Annotated in this window: 17 protein-coding genes and 1 pseudogene; 9 read left to right on the top strand and 9 right to left on the bottom strand. The window is 70.6% G+C overall.

Going from position 1 to position 17,540, the window contains the following annotated elements; genetic code table 11:
- Positions 1 to 273: 273 nt before the first annotated feature.
- Complete coding sequence (locus tag ACYVK3_RS20370; RefSeq protein ID WP_460499183.1) at positions 274 to 588, bottom strand: type II toxin-antitoxin system PemK/MazF family toxin; 315 nt, start codon at positions 586 to 588, stop codon at positions 274 to 276.
- Between the two features lie 496 nt (positions 589 to 1,084).
- Between ACYVK3_RS20370 and ACYVK3_RS20365 the strand changes: the two genes are divergently transcribed.
- Positions 1,085 to 1,555: an OsmC family protein gene (locus ACYVK3_RS20365; protein ID WP_460499182.1), complete on the top strand. Its 471-nt coding sequence runs from the start codon at positions 1,085 to 1,087 to the stop codon at positions 1,553 to 1,555.
- A gap of 117 nt (positions 1,556 to 1,672) precedes the next feature.
- On the opposite strand, the gene ACYVK3_RS20360 is transcribed toward ACYVK3_RS20365, so the two are convergent.
- From ACYVK3_RS20360 to ACYVK3_RS20345, 4 genes and pseudogenes are all read right to left on the bottom strand, one after another.
- A complete protein-coding gene (locus ACYVK3_RS20360; RefSeq protein WP_460499181.1) occupies positions 1,673 to 1,993 on the bottom strand; it encodes a hypothetical protein in 321 nt (106 codons plus the stop codon).
- A gap of 65 nt (positions 1,994 to 2,058) precedes the next feature.
- Complete coding sequence (locus ACYVK3_RS20355; RefSeq protein ID WP_460499180.1) at positions 2,059 to 3,009, bottom strand: zinc metalloprotease; 951 nt, start codon at positions 3,007 to 3,009, stop codon at positions 2,059 to 2,061.
- A 119-nt stretch (positions 3,010 to 3,128) separates the two neighbouring features.
- A pseudogene (locus ACYVK3_RS20350) lies at positions 3,129 to 3,527 on the bottom strand (protein-tyrosine phosphatase family protein); the annotation flags it as partial.
- Complete coding sequence (locus tag ACYVK3_RS20345; protein ID WP_460499179.1) at positions 3,524 to 3,973, bottom strand: VOC family protein; 450 nt, start codon at positions 3,971 to 3,973, stop codon at positions 3,524 to 3,526. The pseudogene ACYVK3_RS20350 and the gene ACYVK3_RS20345, both read right to left, overlap by 4 nt.
- 84 nt (positions 3,974 to 4,057) lie before the next feature.
- Here ACYVK3_RS20345 and ACYVK3_RS20340 point away from each other — a divergent pair, with 84 nt between their 5' ends.
- The gene (locus ACYVK3_RS20340) at positions 4,058 to 5,008 is read left to right on the top strand and encodes an epimerase (RefSeq protein ID WP_460499178.1); all 951 of its coding nucleotides are present in this window, start codon (positions 4,058 to 4,060) and stop codon (positions 5,006 to 5,008) included.
- Here ACYVK3_RS20340 and ACYVK3_RS20335 read toward each other — a convergent pair.
- The gene (locus tag ACYVK3_RS20335) at positions 4,990 to 5,715 is read right to left on the bottom strand and encodes a siderophore-interacting protein (protein ID WP_460499177.1); all 726 of its coding nucleotides are present in this window, start codon (positions 5,713 to 5,715) and stop codon (positions 4,990 to 4,992) included. The two genes, ACYVK3_RS20340 and ACYVK3_RS20335, sit on opposite strands and share 19 nt — an antisense overlap.
- 99 nt (positions 5,716 to 5,814) lie before the next feature.
- On the opposite strand from ACYVK3_RS20335, the gene ACYVK3_RS20330 reads away from it, so the two are divergent.
- A complete protein-coding gene (locus ACYVK3_RS20330) occupies positions 5,815 to 8,415 on the top strand; it encodes a GNAT family N-acetyltransferase (RefSeq protein ID WP_460499176.1) in 2,601 nt (866 codons plus the stop codon).
- Positions 8,416 to 8,488: 73 nt separating this feature from the next.
- Here the strand turns inward: ACYVK3_RS20330 and ACYVK3_RS20325 are convergent, their stop codons facing one another.
- Positions 8,489 to 8,968, bottom strand: a complete 480-nt coding sequence (locus tag ACYVK3_RS20325) for a MarR family winged helix-turn-helix transcriptional regulator (protein WP_460499175.1) — start codon at positions 8,966 to 8,968, stop codon at positions 8,489 to 8,491.
- 34 nt (positions 8,969 to 9,002) lie between these two features.
- On the opposite strand from ACYVK3_RS20325, the gene ACYVK3_RS20320 reads away from it, so the two are divergent.
- The 6 genes from ACYVK3_RS20320 to ACYVK3_RS20295 all read left to right on the top strand — a co-directional run bounded on the left by ACYVK3_RS20320 (position 9,003) and on the right by ACYVK3_RS20295 (position 12,737).
- On the top strand, positions 9,003 to 9,197 hold the full coding sequence (locus ACYVK3_RS20320; protein ID WP_460499174.1) for a GTP cyclohydrolase II: 195 nt from the start codon (positions 9,003 to 9,005) through the stop codon (positions 9,195 to 9,197).
- A 20-nt stretch (positions 9,198 to 9,217) separates the two neighbouring features.
- Entirely contained in the window at positions 9,218 to 10,207 is a 990-nt protein-coding gene (locus ACYVK3_RS20315) for an NADP-dependent oxidoreductase (RefSeq protein ID WP_460499173.1), read from the top strand.
- Positions 10,208 to 10,343: 136 nt separating this feature from the next.
- Positions 10,344 to 11,270, top strand: coding sequence for a protein kinase family protein (locus tag ACYVK3_RS20310; RefSeq protein WP_460499172.1), 927 nt, complete (start codon positions 10,344 to 10,346; stop codon positions 11,268 to 11,270).
- A 126-nt stretch (positions 11,271 to 11,396) separates the two neighbouring features.
- The gene (locus tag ACYVK3_RS20305; RefSeq protein WP_460499171.1) at positions 11,397 to 11,999 is read left to right on the top strand and encodes a DUF2975 domain-containing protein; all 603 of its coding nucleotides are present in this window, start codon (positions 11,397 to 11,399) and stop codon (positions 11,997 to 11,999) included.
- Positions 11,999 to 12,238, top strand: a complete 240-nt coding sequence (locus ACYVK3_RS20300) for a helix-turn-helix domain-containing protein (protein ID WP_460499170.1) — start codon at positions 11,999 to 12,001, stop codon at positions 12,236 to 12,238. The genes ACYVK3_RS20305 and ACYVK3_RS20300 overlap by 1 nt, the downstream gene beginning before the upstream one ends.
- Before the next feature lie 142 nt (positions 12,239 to 12,380).
- Positions 12,381 to 12,737 (top strand): hypothetical protein, encoded by a 357-nt coding sequence (locus tag ACYVK3_RS20295; protein WP_460499169.1) that lies wholly within the window; start codon positions 12,381 to 12,383, stop codon positions 12,735 to 12,737.
- A 151-nt stretch (positions 12,738 to 12,888) separates the two neighbouring features.
- On the opposite strand, the gene ACYVK3_RS20290 is transcribed toward ACYVK3_RS20295, so the two are convergent.
- Positions 12,889 to 15,831 (bottom strand): RICIN domain-containing protein, encoded by a 2,943-nt coding sequence (locus ACYVK3_RS20290; RefSeq protein WP_460499168.1) that lies wholly within the window; start codon positions 15,829 to 15,831, stop codon positions 12,889 to 12,891.
- Positions 15,832 to 15,987: 156 nt separating this feature from the next.
- Positions 15,988 to 17,436: a family 43 glycosylhydrolase gene (locus tag ACYVK3_RS20285; protein ID WP_460499167.1), complete on the bottom strand. Its 1,449-nt coding sequence runs from the start codon at positions 17,434 to 17,436 to the stop codon at positions 15,988 to 15,990.
- Positions 17,437 to 17,540 lie beyond the last annotated feature (104 nt).

Genomic DNA, 17,540 nt, shown 5'->3' with positions numbered 1-17,540 from the left:
CGGTGCGGCGGGAATTACCTCCCGAGACGCCCGGATCCCTCCGGGCGCGTTTCGGGCAGGTGATCACGTCACCGAACGAGGAGGCCCGCTATGGGACGGCTGATCAAGAGCGTCGCGGTTTCTGTGGCGATCGCGGTGGGACAGCGCTTGTGGCACTCGTACCGGCGCAAGCGCGCCGCGAAGTCCCAGCGCAAGGCCTACTGACCACGCTTCAGCCGCCGCGGGAAGCGGCCGCCGACCGGGGGCCGGCGGCCGCTTCCGCGGCATTTCGCTTCACCGATTGAGGTCGGTGTACTGGCAGATGGCCGCTTCCAGCCTCGCGAGCGTCGGCCCCGACAGCAGGCACACCGCATCGCCGAGCTGCCCGATCCGGATGGCCGTCAGCTCTGCCACGAGGATGTGGCCGCCGATCGCGTCGGTGTCGCCGCACGGGACCGCGAACGGCTTCGATTGACGCGAGAGCGGCATCACGTGCACCTGACCGGTGTACGGCCGTTCGTTGTGCGCGTCGATCGAGACGACGACGACGCGCCTACCGGACCCGTCCATGACGGCGTCATGGACCGCTCCACGTTGCGGCATGCTCATTCGCGGACTTCCCAATCGTGAGGGAGCAGTGGCACCGGCAAGCCTCCGGTGTGATCGGCTCGTGCGAATGCACGTGCATTTGCACGAACGATCCCTTGATTCTAAATGGGACCGCACTACTTGTGCCGTCCGCGATCCTCGTCTGTCGCGTATCCGACATAACGGCGCCTTTCCGGGCGGATCCGGTGCCGTCCGCGCCCATCGCGACCACTCGGTGGACCCGTCACCGGCCGAAGATCTGGGATGATCGGACTATGCGGCCCTTCCTTCGCGGGTGCTCCGCCGGGACCCTTGGAAGGGCGCACGAGACCTCCATCCCAGCCGCCCGCCTCGGCGGGCCGGCGGGGAACGGAAGGGATCGACCGCGCGGGCGCGCCGCACCATCGCGCCCGCGCGGTCGTCCTTCGCCCGTCCTTCGCATGGCCGCTCCGCCACCGGCGCAGGAAGCTCCGAACCGTTACGCTGACGGCGGACCGTCTATCCAAGGAGACCGTCGATGCGCGGCGAGCACCACTATGAAGTCACCCTCAAATGGACCGGCAACGCCGGTTCGGGGACGCGGACGTACCGCGACTACGGGCGCGACCACGAGGTCGTGGCCCAGGGCAAGCCCACGATCCTCGGCAGCGCCGACCCCGCCTTCCGCGGCCAGGACGACCGGTGGCACCCCGAAGAACTGCTCGTGGCGTCCCTGTCCGAATGCCACATGCTCACCTACCTGGCGCTGTGCGCGAGGAGCCGCATCGTCGTGACCGAGTACGAGGACCTGGCGACCGGCCGCATGGAGCAGACGCGCGGCAACAGCGGTCGCTTCGTCGAGGTCGTGCTCAACCCCAAGGTCACCATCACCGACGACGCCAAGCTCGAGGACGCGACCGACCTCCATCACGAGGCCAACGAGGCCTGCTTCATCGCCAACTCGGTGAACTTCCCCGTGCGCCACAACCCGGTCATCGAGATCGCCTGAGCCCGCCGATGGAGCCCTTGCGTCGAGGCGGCCTCGATGTCGCCGAAGGCGGCAGCGGTCTCGCGGCCGTCGACGGTCGCCTTGCCGGAGTCGGCGACCGCCGGCGTCGAGGGCCGCTCACGCTTCGAGCGGGCGCATGCGCAGTTCGCCGGGTTCGACCGAAACGACCTTGTACGCCAGGTCGAGGCCGCCGCGCGAGCCGGACGTGTAGATCTCGTCCTGCTGCGGGCACCGCCACTGGCCGTCGAGGACGATCGGGGCGTCGGTGGCGCTGAACTCGTAGCGGACCACCGAGCCGTCGGGGCGGAACTCGATGCTGTCCCGGCCGCGACCGAGCGCGACGGGGTCCTCGAAGGGCCGAAAGACGCGGACGCCGGCCTCGTCCTCTTCCTCGATGTGCACCCAGCGTCGGAACAGGGCTTGCGGTGGCTCGCTCATGATCACCTCGCGGACACTCGTCGATGGCGGGGCGAAACGCCCCGAATCCGTGTGTTCCTCGAATACTAGGGGGCCGTGGGCGCGAGGTCTCCCGGTTCGGCGGCATTGCCGGCGCTCGTGGCGAAGCTCCTGCGGGGCCCGGCAAGGCAGGCGTCCATGCGCTCGGCCTGGCCGATGGTGAACATGACGGTGGCGGCGTCGTCGCTGTAGTCCATGAAGTTGACGAACAGGTCGCCGTGCGGGGCGTTGTCGCAGCTGATCGTCGGGAACTCGGGGACACCGCGGTTGGGCCCGCCCTGGTTCGGCGTGTCGCCGACGAAATCCGAGCCCGAGCAGCCCTCGCCGTCGTCGCCCCAGATGTGCCGCAGGTTGAGCCAGTGCCCGATCTCGTGGACGGTGGTGCGGCCGCCGTTGAACGGGGCGGTGGCGGTGCCGGTGGTGCCGAAGCCCTGGTGGGTGACGACGACGCCGTCGGTCTCGGGCGGGCCGCCGGGGAACTGGGCGTAGCCGAGCAGGCCGCCGCCGAGGCGGCACACCCAGACGTTGAGGTAGCGGTCGGCGGGCCAGGCGTCGGCGCCGCCGGTGGAGGCGCGCTTGACGGTGTCGTCGGCGTCGAAGGCGGCCACGTCGGTCCGGGTGCGGGTGATACCGGCGCTCGGCGCGCCGTCGGGGTCGGTCCCTGCCAGCGCGAACTCGACGCGGGCGTCGGCGGCGAGCGCCTGGAACGGCTCGGGGACCCGCTCGAGGTCGGTGTTGCGCATCCGGAAGTCGGCGTTGAGGACCTTGATCTGGCTGTGCACCTGCTCGTCCGAGATGTCGGCCGATTCCTCGCCGTACACCACGTGGACGACGACGGGGACGGTGACGACCTGCTGGCGGCGGCCCCGGCGCCAGGCGAAGGCCTGGTTCTCGATGTCGGTGCGGGCATCGACGTAGCCGGGCAGCGTGTCGAGCAGGCGCCGGTGCACGGGCATCGTGGCGCACCAGCGCGTGGCTTCCAGCTGTTCCTCGGTCATGGTCGCTCTCCCATGGGCCGCCCGGGCGGGCGGCCACGCTCGCCGCGTGCATCACGAATGCGCAAGACTACGCCGCAAGCACGCTCACGCGGGGATTCGCGAGCGTGTCGGCGGGTTCGGCCGAAGCCGGTCACGAAGCGCCGCTGCCAGGCGGTCTCGACGGCGCGGGCGTGGTAATGCTCGCGCACGTACGCGACCGCCTCGGCGGGAGGCACGCCGTCGAGCACTGCGATGCAGGCGAGCGCGGTGCCGGTGCGCCCGCCGCCGCAGGCGACTTCGACGCGTTCGCCCTCGGATCGTCGCCACGCTTCGGTGAGGGCGCCTCGGGAGCGGCAGCCAGAAGTCGGGCCAGTGGAGCCGGCGGGACTCCCGTGAGACGGACGGTGGCGCCTTCCCGAGCAGGTAGAGGCCGAACGTCGGGGTCTGCCCTGTTGGGAGCGGCAGGCGGATGCGCGCGGGGTCCGGCCGGAAGGCAGCGCCATGAGGCCGGGTGTCTCGGCGTCCCAAGGCCCGGTCATGCGTGGGCGCAGAACTCGTTGCCCTCGGGGTCGGCCATGAGGATCCACTTGGCGCCGTCCTCGTCGTAGGCGCCGAGGCGTGTCGCGCCGAGCCCTTCGAGGCGGTCGGCCTCGGCCTCGTACCGGTCCTCGCCGTAGTGCAGGTCGAGGTGGACGCGGTTCTTGACCTCCTTGGGCTCGGGGACGGCCTGGAACAGGATCCGGCCGCCCAGTCCGACGCCGTTGTGGTGGACCGGGGCGTCGGGATCCCGGACCGCGGCGGCGCTCTTCCACGCCTTGTGACCGTCTACCTCGGTCACGAGCTCGTCTCCGACGACGCCTTGCTGGAGGAGCGTCTCGATGAGCGGGGAGTGGTCCTCGACGACGTAGTCCATGGCCTCGGCCCAGAACTTCGCGAGCCGGTGCGGGTCCGCGCAGTCGATGCAGATCTTGAATTTCACAGCCATGTCGCGATCTTAGGGCCGCCCTGTGACATGGTGCGGACGTGCGCGAGGATCGACCGAGGCTAGGCTCGGATTCGAGGAGGCCTCGTGAAGATCGTTATGCCGGGCGGTACCGGGCAGGTCGGCGCGGTCCTGCGGCGCGCCCTGACCGGCGCGGGCCACGAGGTCGTCGTCTTGACCAGGCGCCCCACGAAGGACTACGAGGTGCGCTGGGACGGCGAGGCCCTCGGGCCCTGGACCGGGGAGATCGACGGCTGCGATGTCGTCGTCAACCTCGCCGGGCGGTCGGTCAGCTGCCGGTACGACCTCGTGAACCTGCGAGCCATGCTCGCCTCCCGGGTCCGCTCGGCGCGACTCGTCGGCGAGGCGATCGCCGCCGCGTCGAAGCCGCCGAGCGTGTGGCTCCAGATGAGCACCGCCACCGTCTACGCGCACCGCTTCGACGCCGCCAACGACGAGGCGAGCGGTGTCATCGGCGGCGACGAGCCGGACGTCCCCGACTACTGGGCCTTCAGCGTCCACATCGCCCGGTCATGGGAGCGGGCGCTGGATCGCGCCGAGACGCCCCGCACCCGAAAGGTCGCCATGCGGGCGGCGATGGTGATGAGCCCCGACCGCGGCGGCGTCTTCGACGTCCTGTCGTGGCTGGCGCGCCTCGGACTCGGCGGCCCGGTCGCCGGTGGTGCGCAGTACGTCTCGTGGATCCACGACGAGGACTTCGCCCGCGCCGTCGCCTTCCTGATCGAACGCGATGACATCGCGGGCGCGGTGAACGTGGCCTCGCCGGGGCCGCTGCCGCAGCGCGATCTCATGCACGGGCTGCGGCGGGCCTGGCGGATGCCGGTGGGGTTGCCCGCCACGAGGTGGATGGCCGAGCTCGGCGCGTTCGCGCTGCGCTCGGACACCGAGCTGCTGCTCAAGAGCCGCCGAGTGGTTCCCGGCAGGCTCCTCGACGCGGGATTCGCGTTCGAGTGGCCGACTTGGACCGAGGCCGCCGCCGACCTGGCCTCGCGGCGGCGTCAGCACTCGCGCCAGTAGGCCATCGACTTCACCCGCTCTTTCGGGATGCCGATCTCCTTGCGGGCGAGAGCGGTCAGTGCCCTGGTGTTCTTCAAGTCGCAGGCGATCCAGACGTAGGCCCCGGCCGGGTCCTCGATGAGCTCCGGGAGCGCCGCGCGCGCCTGGGACACCAGCAGCGCTCCGGAATCCTTGCGCGGCACGATGGTGAGCTCGTGCCGGTCGCCGTCCACCGCCAGCGTCTCGGCGTCGGCGCCGTCGTGGACGGTCTCGAACCAGATCGTCGCCGGTACCTGGGGGAGCGCGGCGAGCAGCGAGTTGATAGCCGGAAGCGAGGCGGCGTCGCCGAACACGAACATCCGCCTCGGCAGGGGATCGGGGGCGGTGAAAACGGAGCCCTGCACCGTCGCCTCGATGGTGTCGCCCGGCCGGGCGCCGCCGGCCCAGTCGCAGGCGGGCCCCTCATGCATCGCGAAGTCGACGCTGAAGGCGCCGGTCTGCGGATCGGGGTCGATGAGGGTGTAGGCGCGCTGGTGCGGTCGCCCGGCGTTCTCGAACCACATGCGCACCCACATCGTCGGGTGCGTGCCGGTGGCCGCCAGCATGCCGCCGTCGGTGAACGTCACGCGCCTGAAGTGCTCGGTCACCTGTTCGGCGCCGGTCACGGTGAACTCGAAGTCCTTGGCGCGCATGAGTTTCAGTACCGCGCCCTCCCAGCCATGTCCCATGGGCGTCTCCTTCCTCGGGCGGCCTCCTCGGGAGACCAGGCATATGACAGAATCTCGGGTTAGGTTAGACTACCCTAACTACAGAGAGCCGAGGCGGGGATGGAGTTCGCGACGTACAGGGACGCCTGGGGTGTTCCGCACCTTCGGGCCCGCACCGCCCGCGCACTGGCTTTCGCCCAGGGGCACAACGCCGCACAGGACCGCGGATCGCAAGTAGAGGTCGCCCGCCGGCGCGCGGAAGGCACTTCGGCGGCGCTGCTCGGACCCGGGTCCGTCGCCTGGGACCGCCTCGCCCGCCAAGCCCGCATCGTCGACACCGCCCGGCGCTGCTTCGCCGGGCTCGACGCGCCCACCGCGGCCTGGGTCGCCGCCTACGTCGACGGCGTCAACGCTTCGCTTCGCGAAGGCGCGCCTTGGGAATCGTGGACGCCGCTGGCGATCTGGCTGTCCGAGCACCTGCTGTCCGCGTCCGGATTCCCGGCGAAGCTGTGGCGCGAGCGCGTCGCCACCCTGCTCGGTGAGGACGCGATGGCGCGCTTCGCCACCGACGGTCCCGACCGCTCGGGCAGCAACGGCTGGCTCGTCACCGGCGAGCGCACCGCCTCCGGTGCGGCCCTGATCGCGGGCGACCCGCACCGCATTATCGAGGACCCGGGCATCTACCAGCAGATCCGCCTCTCCTGCGACGAGTTCGACGTGGTCGGCCTGGCCGTGCCCGGCATTCCGGGTATCGCCCACTTCGGACATACCGGCGCCGTTGCCTGGGGCATCACCAATGCCATGGCCGACGCCCAGGACCTCTACTGGGAACGCCTGCGCCACCGCGAGGACGGCGACGGCATCGAAGCGCTCGGCCCGGACGGCTGGCAGCCGGCGCCGGCGCGGACCGAGACGATCGAGGTCGCCGGGGCCGCCTCCGAAACCATCGCCGTGGTCGAGACGCCGCGTGGCCCCGTCATCGCCGGCGGGCTCGACGACGGCTGGGCACTGAGTCTGCGCTGCCCGGTCAGGGTCGGCGCCGATCTCGGCTTCTCGGCGCTGCCCAAGCTGCTGCGATCCCGGACGGTGGCCGATGTGGACGCCGCGCTCGACGAGTGGGTCACCCCGGTCAACGTCGTCCTCGCCGCCGACACCGCCGGCGGTCACCTGCATCGTGTCGCCGGGCGAGTCCCCTTGCGGGAGCGTGCGAACACCATCCGGCCGGTGCCCGCCTGGAAGGCCCGCCACGCCTGGCACGGCTGGCGGCGCCCGCCGCGCGGCCACGTCCGCGCCGTCACCGTCATGGCCAACCAGCGGGGCCTGGCCACGCCGCTCGGCGTCGAGTTCGCGCCCGCCCACCGTGCCAGACGCATCGCCGAGCTGCTCACCGCCTCACGCGCCTGGACCCCCGGGGCCATGGGAGTCGTCCACACCGACACGCTCCTGCCCTCGGCCGGCCCGCTTCTGGACGCCCTCGCCGCCGCCGACGGTCTCGGCTGCGCGGCGACCGCCCTGCGCAAACGGCTCCTGGACTGGGACCGCCGCATGGACGTCGCCAGCGCCGAAGCCGCCGACTACGCCGCCCTGCGCGGTGCCGTCGTCCGCCGCCTGGCCGAGCATCCGGCGCTGGCGCCGCTGGCCGAACCCGCGCCCTACCCGGAGGTCTTCGCGCCCTGGCTCGCGCTGCGCCCCCGCGTCGCCTTCGCCCTCGAACACCTCCTCTCGCACCCGCGCGGCCCCATTCCCGCCGCCGATATCACGGGCGCCGTCCGCGAGGCCGCCGAAACCGTGGCGGCCACCGGCGGGCTCGTGCCGTGGGGCGAGGTGCACCGCCTCGCGCCCTGGCGGCCCCGCCCCTCCGAGGCCGAAGAGCACTGGCCCGGCGTCGCCGGCGACCACGACTGCGTCCTGTCCACGACGAGTGTCCCCGGCGTCACCGACGGTTTCACGCGCGGACCGGCCGCCCGCTGGGTGTGGGACCTGTCTTGTCGGGACCGGAGCCGGTGGATCGTCCCCTTGGGAGCCTCCGGCGTTCCCGGCGACCCGCACGCGCGCGACCAGCTGCCGCTCTGGCGCGCAGGCGAACTCATCCCCATCACCACCGACTGGAACCGACTGAGTGAGGAACGACCCATGACCGTCCACACCACCGACGCCGCGCGGCGCACGCCCGTCCACGAGCAGACCCTCGGCGGCTTCGGCCGCGTCCGCATCGTCCCGGTCGATCCGCGGGCCGACATCGACCTCATCTATTCGTGGGTCACCGAGGAGCGGGCCAGGTTCTGGGGCATGTCGGAGGCGAGCCGCGAGCGCGTCCTGGAGATCTACGAGCACCTCGACTCGCTCGCCACCCACCACGCCTTCCTCGTCCTGCGCGAGGGCGAGGCGATCGCCCTGTTCCAGACGTACGAGCCGGACGCCGACCCGGTGGGGGAGTGCTACGACGTGGAGCCCGGCGACATCGGCACGCACCTGCTCGTCGCCCGTCCCGACCGCGGCGGCTCTCAGGCCGGGTTCACCGGCGCGCTGATCTCGGTCCTCACCGCCTACCTGTTCAAGGACCCAGCGCACCGGCGCATCATCGTCGAGCCCGACGCGCGCAACGAGCAGGCGCGGGCCCGGCTGCGCCGCACGGGGTTCACCCTCGGCCCCGAGATCGACCTCCCCCACAAGCGCGCCCGCCTCGCGTTCTTGACGCGCGAGGCCCACGAGGCCGCCTAACCACCGTCCGGTGCGTCAGCAGGCGGCGCGGCGCCCCGGCCGCACTTCGCCGGCCGGCAACTGCTTCCCGGCCTCACCAGCACGTCTCGCCGTGGCGGCTCTCGACGATGCGGTCGCGTACCGCGCCGAGGCCGTCGGCGATCGCCTTGCGCTGCTCCGGCGTGAGCACGTCGATGACCAGCTCGCGCACCGCTTGGACGTGGCCGGGAGCGGCGCGCTCGAGCAGCTCGCGGCCCGCGTCGGTGAGCTCGGCCAGGATCCCGCTCTTGCTCCACTCGCAGGGGCGCCGCCGCGCCAACCCCGCCTTCTCCAGCTGCCCGACCTGGTACGTCAGGCCGCTCTTGGAGCTGATCAGGCGTTCGGCCAGCTCGGTCATCCGCATGGCGCCGCTCGGCGCCTCATCGAGGTTGATGAGGATCTCGTATTGCAGGTGCGAGAGGCCGACGTCCTCCTTGAGCCGCTGATCGAGCTCGCGGTCGACGAGGGTCCCGGCGGCGAGGAACGCCAGCCACGTCCGCATCTCGTCCTCGCCAAGCCGTCTCGTGTGATCCATGCCTCGATCCTACTCATTATTCACATTTGCATCCGTGTGCAGCTTCCCGCTCGACCTTGTGACGAACAACCCCGACAAGGCGCGCCAACTGCGAGACTTGGGCCCGACCGTTGCGGACACGATCCCCGCCGGCGTGTTCGCCACCGGCAGCGACATCCGCTACCTTCAGGCGAAGGCGGCCCACACCGGCCACACCATCGCGCTGGCCGCCGTGACCGAGGCCGCCTGAGGCCGAGAGAGGAGAACCCCGTGCGCGCCGTCATCGCGACCGACTTCGACACCGAGGCCGAACTGGCCGAACTGCCCGTCCCCGAACCGGGACCCGGCGAGGTCCTCGTCCGAATGGAGGCCGCCGGACTCAACCCCTTCGACTGGAAGGTCATCGAGGGCGCCATGCGCGGCCAGGTGGACCACGCCTTCCCGCTCGTCCTCGGTTCCGACGGTGCCGGCGTCGTCGAACGAGTCGGGCCGGGCGTCACCGGCCTCACACCCGGCGACCGCGTCTTCGGGCAGTTCATGGACGTCCGGCGCGGGCGCGGCTCCTACGCCGACTTCGCCCTCGCCCCCGCCGAAGGCAAACTCGCGAAGCTGCCGCCGACACTGCCGTTCGACATCGCCGCGGCACTGCCCACCGCCAGCGTCGCCGCCCACGACTTCGTCGAGGCCACCGACGTCGCCTCCGGGCAGGCCATCCTCATCAACGGCGCCTCCGGCGGCGTCGGACAGTCGGCCGTCCAGCTCGCCGCCGCCCGCGGCGCCCGCGTCCTGGCCACGGCCGATCCCGCGACCCGCGACTACCTGCGCGAACTGGGCGCGACCGAGATCATCGACTTCACCGAGGCCCCCACCGTCGACCAGGTGCGCCTGGCCCACCCCGAAGGACTCGACGCCGTCGTCGACCTCGTCAGCGGCCCAGGCGACATCGCAGCCGTCACCGCCCTGGTCAAGCCCGGCGGCGTCATCATCAGCTCCAACACCGCCCTCGACCCCGAGGCACTGCTCGCACAGGAGATCCGCGGCGCCAACCGCTACGCCGACGCCAAGCCCAAGACCCTGGAGTCACTGGCCGCATCGGTCATCAACGGCGAGTTGAAGATCCGCATCGACTTCAAGGCCCCACTGGAAGAGGCGCCGACCGCGCTGGCCCGCTCCAAGGCCGGCAACGCGCGCGGCAAGACCGTTCTGACCATCCAGGAGATCGTCGACGCCGCCGGACTGGCGCCGGCCCCGCCGCGATAACCCGTTGCGGCGCACCGAGCGGGACCGGACAATGTCGGCGGACAACCGCTCCGACCGCCCGGCAAGCGGTGTACCGCGCCCCGCATCGGCACGCCGCGATACCGTCGGAGCATCGAACTGGATGGGAGTCCCGGTGATGCGACGAGCAGACGACGAAGCCCCCGACCAACGCGCGATCCTCGCGAGGTTCGGGCGCGAGCCCCTCGGTGCGCCGGTGCCCCTGGCGGGCGGGGAGGACAACCGGAACACGCGCATCGCGACCGACGCCGGCGACCTCGTCGTGCGCGAGTACCTCCGCTCCGGGGCCGAGCGGGTCCGCGCCGAGCTTCGCCTGGTCGACTTCCTCGCCCGCAGCGGCTTCCCCACCCCAGGGCCGCTCATCGCCGACACCGGCGAGCCGCTCATCGACGACGAGCGGCCGATCGCGGTCTTCCCGTTCGTTCCCGGCGACGTCCCCGCCGAACTGACGGTGCCGCTGGCCGAACGCTGCGGGGAGGCGCTGGCCCGCATGCACGCCCTGACCGCGGACTGGGACGACGAGGCCCTCCCCGAACTCGACCGGATCGGCCTCCTGCGCCAGGCGATCGAGGCCCGCCCCGACCTCGACGGGGTCGAGGAGTGGCACGAGTCGCTGCGGAAGTTCCTCGAACGCCACGAGGACGACCTCGCCCGGATCGGCGCCCTCCCCGCCGGACCGCTCCACCACGACCTGCACCGGCAGAACCTCCTGGTGGAGGACGGCGAACTCACCGCCGTGCTCGACTTCGACGAGGTCAACCGCGGGCCGCTCGTCATCGACCTCGCCAGGGCCTGGTGCTACCTGGCCGTGGACGGCCCCGACCGGCGGCTGCCGCCCGAGCACGCCTACGCCGTCGTGAGGGGATACGAGCGCGTCCGCCCGCTCGGCGACGACGAGCGCGAACTGCTCCCGGTCGCCTTCGACCTGGCGGCCCTGGTCGACGCCGCCGGATTCATCACGTGGGCGGCGGCCGACCTGGGCCTCGCGCACGTCGATGAATGCGAGAGCTGGATGGTCTATCGCCGCAGCAGCGACGCCGACTGAGGACGGCCAGGCTCGAGTCCGATGCCGACCGTCGTCGGAGGGCATCCTGGCCGGCGTGGTCGAAAACTTGACAACGTCCTATGGCTTATCGATAATCGATATATCGTTTTTCGATAAGGAGGATGCATGCGCCTGCCAGAAGGCATTCGTCGACCGGATTGGCTCAAGGAAGTGCGGGCCGTCCTCGTGCTCGCACTGGTGGCCGTCGCCGGCCTGGGGCTCATCGCCCCCGCCGCAACGGCGGTGGCCGGTGACCGACTGCCGCTGGAACTGCCCGGCGCGGCGATCGCCGGCACCATCGACTTCGAACTGCGCGAGAACGTCGCGATCGCCGACGATCAGCACGTGACCGTCACGCTGGCCGACCCCGACCCGTGGCAACGGGCGGTATGGGCCTCCACCGAGCTGCCCGGCAACGCGGTGGTCGCGGCATTGCTGGCGCTGCTGCTGTGGCTGGTGCGGCACGCCCGGCGCGAGGACCCGTTCACCATCTCGACGGTGCGGCGGTTGCGGCTGGCCGGGGTGGTCGCGATCGCGGGTGGATACCTCGGATTCATCCTGGAATTGACCGCCGCGATGTACCTGTCGAGCACCATGCTCGTCGGCGGCTCGGCCGGAGTCGCGCATCTGCCGGTGCACTGGCTGCTGATCGGCTTCGGGCTGTTCGCGATCGCGGAGGTGGTGAATCGGGGCTGCGCGATGCGCGCCGAGCTAGAGACGGTGGTCTGATGCCGCCCGAAGGAGAACACCAGGTCGAACTGCACCTCGACAGGCTCCTGGCGGAACGGGGGATGACGCTCACCGAGCTGGCCGATCGGATCGGCCTGACATTGGCGAACCTCTCCGTACTCAAGAACGGTCGGGCCCGTGCCATCCGGTTCAGCACCCTCAGCGCCCTGTGCGCGGAGCTGCACTGCCAACCCGGCGATCTGATGACGGTGCGGGAGGCGCGCGGGCACACCGATTGAACCGGGTCGAGACGCCGGGTGCTCGGGCGCGGGCCTCAGCGGCGAACGGCGACGTCCGGATGAGAGGCAATCGCCCAGGAACGTACACCCGACGCGTTACGGTTGGAACAAGCGAACAAACGGGGGAACAGTGATTCGAGGAGTGTTGATCGCGGAGAGCCTGCGGCGCGGAACTGAGCTCGAAGGGCTCGGGCTGCGGCTGGCGAGGCTCCGGCGCGTCGAGGTGGACAACGCGGTGCCCGGGCAGCCGGAGGTCTGGACGCTCATCGACTTCGAATCCGAAGAGGCCCTCGCCGAACCGATCGCCCTGGCGCTCTCGGAATCGCTCGATCCGATCGGCGCCTGGTACGTCAACTACTCCACCGCCACCGAGGTGTTCGTCGTATTCCCCGGGCAGGCCATCCGCTACGAGCTCGGTGACGAGATCGGACGCGCGAAGGCCGAGGCGCTGGCACGCGAGATCGGCGTGCCGGAGTCCCGACTGGACTGGAAGGACTGACCGGCCCCAGCGCGCCGCCCCGGAGTCGGCGCGGCCGTCGACGCCGCCGGAGGCGCCCTCCGCGCGGCCGTCGCCGTCCGCAGCGCCGATTGAGGCAAGGAGGTGGCCCGCCGGTCCCCATGGGAACGGCGGGCCGATGTCCGCCCCTCGCTTAAGCGCTCGGCGCCTTGACGTAGACCTCGATCTCGCTCATCGTGATCCAGCCGACGTCGCCGACCGCCATCTGGATCCGGACCGCCGAGGTCCTCGCGTCGACCGCGACGTCGATGACCGGCGAGGGATCGGTGCCGACCGTGACCGGTTCGCCGGCGTCCACCCACGTGCCGTCCTCGGCCAGGTACTGCACCTGCATCGTCTCGGCGTAGCTGGCGCGGCCGCCGTCGCTGTAGAAGTGGGCCACCACGCGCGTCACGTCCCGCTCGGCGGCGAGCGTGAAGGTGATCGTGTCCTCGGTGCGCTTGTCACCCGACACCCAGTTCGACCACGCCTTGTCGGTGAGGATCCCGTTGCGCAGCCGCTCGGTGGAGTAGCCGCCCTCGGTGAACGTCGCCGCCGTCGTGACGCCGTCCTCGACGGCCGCGTTCACCTCGATCGGCTCGGTCACACGGACCTCGACCGTCGCGTCGATGGTGCCGCCGTCGACGACGTGGGCGTTGCCGGTGAGCGCCACCGTGCCGAGCTCGTCGAACGCGCCCTCCGGCGCCTCGTCCCACGTCACCGGCATGGAGACCCGGCTGCCGTTGTCGCCGACGGCCGTCACCGTCCCCGGCAGCACCGGTACGCCGCCCACATAGGTCTTCGCCTCGGCGGTCTCGGTCGCGCCGAAGGTGTCGACGGTGACGAAGGCGGTCGCCTGGTGCTTGTCGCCGAGCACGTCGACGGCCTTGCCCCGGATTTTGATCACGCCGGGCTTCTTCCACTCCGATTTCGACGGATAGTCCCAGGTGACCGCCAGCTCGCCGCGCGCGCCGCCCGGGTAGACCGGCGTGACGGTCTCGGGCAGTTCGGGCCTGAGCCCCGGCACCGTGTAGGTCGCGATGTCCTCGATGCCCTGCACCGTCTCGTCGATGACCGCCCAGCGCTGGTTCGCGCCCGAGGTCGGCGTGTACGTCGCCACGGGCGAGCCGTCGTCGGTGGCCTGGCCGCCGACGTCGATCAGGCGGCCGGTGCCCACGTTCACGAACGTCCACGTGCCGTCGCCGGTCGAGGACATCATCCACCGCGCGCGCTCGTCCGATTCGGCGTCGGCGTCCTCGAGCACGAGATCGTTGTCGCCGCGCACCGCGAGCCGCCCGCCGGTGTCCATGTTGACCACCGCGAAGTGCTCGCGGTTGGTGTGGCCGTCGGTCAGCTTGCGGACGTCCCACAGCTGTTCGAGGCTCGCCGGATCGGTGGTGCGGATGACCGTGCCCGTGCCCTCGGCGTCCGGGGCCAGCGACTTGCCGCTCTGGACGCCCGAGAGGCGGTAGACGTGCCCGTCCTGGACGAGCGCCGCGTCCTCGGCGATGCCGGCGACGCCGTCGATCAGGAACGTCGTCACCGACTTGCCCGGGACGACCAGTGTCGCCGAGGTCCCGTCGACGCGGACCGGCTCGCCCTCGACCAGCGCCCCGGCCGAACTGGTGACCACGGGCGTCACGGTCGCACCGGAGTCCACACTGCCGAATTTCGACAGGTCGATCGTCACCGTGCGCGCGTCCTCGGCGTTGTTGGTGTACACCACGGTCGCCGCGTCCTCGGAGTCCTTGACCGCCGCCACCGTGTCGAGGTCGTCGACGCCGACCATGTGGTCGCCCGGCTCGATGTAGTGCGTGAAGTTGCGGATCGTGTCGTACTTGGTGTTGGTCTGGATCCGGCAGGTCTCGAGGGTGTCCTCGGCGGTGCAGTCGAACGGGATGTGGATGCTGCCCCAGTTGCCGCCGCCCTCCTGCTGCGGGTTGGTGTCCTCGATCGGCTGCCAGAACACCCACGCCGAAGGTTCGAGCTCGCGCAGGTCGTCGGTGATGCGGCCGGCGATGCCCAGGCCGTTCTCCATGGTCTCGTAGTCGGTCGGGGAGTACCAGCTGCCTTCGACCTCGCTCATCCACAGCGGCTTGTCGCCGCCCTTGGCGAGATCGCGCACGCTGGTGCGACCGCCGGTGCCGTAGGTGTGGACGTTCATCTGCTCCACAATGGCGCGGGCCTCGGCGGAGTAGGCGTTCCAGTTGGCGGTGAACGTGCCCGGGTTCGTCTCGTCCATCGCCGAGATCACCGCTTCGGTGTCGGCGTTCGCAAGCTGCTCGGCCAGCGCGAGCAGCACCAGTTGCTGGAGCTCGGGGCCCGCGTGCGCGCCCTCCTGGCGTCCGCCGACCGGCTGCACGCCGTCGGGTCCGAGCGTGGTGCCCCAGTAGTTCGTGTTCGGCTCGTTGAGTGGATTGACGGTGTCGAACTCGATGCCGTGCTCGCCCTCGAGGCGCTCCATGACCTCGGTCATGTAGACCGCGAACTCGTCGACGGTGTCGGTGCGGATCTGGTCCTCGCCGGCGTCGAATCCGCCGGAGACGTAACCGGAGACGGTCTGGAAGTACGGCGGGGAGTTGGAGAAGGCCTCCCAGTGGGTGACATCGTCCTTGATCTGGTCGATCCACCAGCGCTGGTCGGCGTCGGCGTCCCAGTTCCAGTGCTCGGGGTTCTCGGGGTCCCACCAGTCCTTGTCCTCGTGCGTGATGCCTTCGGGGGCGGCCCAGAAGGCGGGCATGTCGGCGCCGTCCTTCATGTAGGACGAGTCGATGTTCGGGGCGTTGCCGCCGCCGATGTTGTAGCGGGCGATGTTGAGGTTGAGCCCGTCCTCGCCGAAGACCATGTCGACCAGCCGCTCGCGGATCTCGTCGGGGTAGCCGCCGGTGGCGTTGGCCATCCAGACGAGACTCGTGCCCCATCCTTCGAATTCGGGGTGCTGGTACGAGGGGTCGATGCCGAGGACGACGGAGGAGGCGGCCGGCTCCTGCGCGGCGGCCTCGTCGGGCTGGGCGAGCACCGGCAGGGTCGCCGCCGCCAGTCCCGCGGCGCCGGCGAGGGCGAGCACGCGCGTTCTTCTCGGGCGTGGGGATGACATCATTGTCTCCTTCTCGGGGTTCATGATCGAACACAGTCGATGTTTCCACAAGATCGAACGTTTGTGAACACCCTTCGTCTAACCATCTGAAGAACCGCGCCGCGGTCGGACGGTCCGGCGACCGGGCCCGGCACGCCCGGCCGCCGGGAACCCTTACTACTCCAAGCGGAACGTCGCGTCGGACCGCTCGGACGCCGTCGTCGCCGTCTGGAGGTCGGCGTAGCCGCCGACCTGCCTGATGTACCGGCCGGAGAAGTTGTAGGACTCGAACGACTCGGCCGCCGCGTCGGCCAGCCCGGCGCGCCGGTGGAAGCTGGCGTCGGAGCGGAACGCCGAGGAGCCGTCGTCGGTCTCCACCCACAGCTCGTAGTTCTTGTGCCGCAGGTAGCGACCCGGATAGTTCGCCGACTCCAGCGAGACCGTGCCCGAGCCGGCCAGGCCCGGCACGATCCGGAACTGCGAGTCGGCCAGCATCGCCGGGCTCGCGTCGACTCTGACGCGGAAGTCGTAGTGGTGCAGGAACACGCCCGACTCGCCGTGCGCGGCGAAGCGGTACGGGCTCGGGCCGTCGGCGATCGGGATGCCGAAGTTCGGCGTGCCGTCGGCGTTCCAGTAGACCTTCTGGAGCCTGGTGTGCCGGTTCGGGTCGTACAGCGGATCGCCGTCGATGTCCCTGTAGGGCCTGGCGTGGTAGACCAGGATGTCGCTCTGGCCGTCCTCGGAGACGGTGAAGGAGTTGTGTCCGGGTCCGTACTGACTCGTGGCGTCGTTGCTGCGCAGGACCGGCTGCGGATGCTTCGCCCACGACGAGGGACTGAGCAGATTGGCGCTCTCGGAGGCGGTGAGCAGTCCGATCGCGTAATTGGCGTCGGTGGCGCTCGCCGAGAACGTCATGAAGATCCGGCCGCCGCGTTTGATGACGGCCGCGCCCTCGTTCACATGGTGCCCGACGCGCTCCCAGGCGTGGGTCGGCATGCTGATCCGCACGGGGCTGCCGCTGATCGTCCACGGGCTCGACATCGCCGCGAGGTAGAGGCTGGTGCCGCTGCCCAAGTCGGGATCGCTCTGTGCCCAGCACAGGTACCGGGTGCTGCCCTGGGTGAACGTGGTGGCGTCGAGTGAGAAGGAGTCGCGGGGAGTGGTGATCTGGCCGCGTTCGGTCCAGGTGCCGCTCATCGGGTTCGCGCTGGCGTTCTCGAGGACGTACATGCGGATGGCCCAGATGTCCTCGGCGCGCCCGGCGGCGAAGTAGATGTACCACTTGCCGTCGACGCGGTGGATCTCCGGCGCCCAGATGTGGTGGCTCATCGGTCCGCTGGAGTGCTTGCTCCAGATGGTCGTCTCGGAAGCGGTGGCCAGGCCCTGGAGGCTCGCCGAGCGGCGCATGACGATGCGGTCGTAGGCCGGGACGCTGGCGGTGAAGTAGTAGTAGCCGTCGGAGTGGCGGACGATGTGCGGGTCGGCGCGCTGGCGCACGAGGGGATTGGTGAACAGGGCCCCGGGCGCGGCGGCGGCGGGGGAGCCGAGGCCGATGCCGGTGGCGACGACTGCTGACGCCCCCGCGGCCTGGAAGAGCCGCCGGCGGTTGAAGGGTGTGTTGCGCATGTGTACTCCACGTGGTCGAACGTTTTCACACATTCTCGACAAGAGATGCACAGATGTCAATAGATGGATGTCAAAGTGGAACGTCGGTGCGCCGTCGCCCGGCC

The organism is Glycomyces tarimensis (assembly GCF_054776215.1).
Note: the sequence above shows the minus strand (reverse complement) of the source record. Positions and strands in the feature narration are given on the sequence as shown.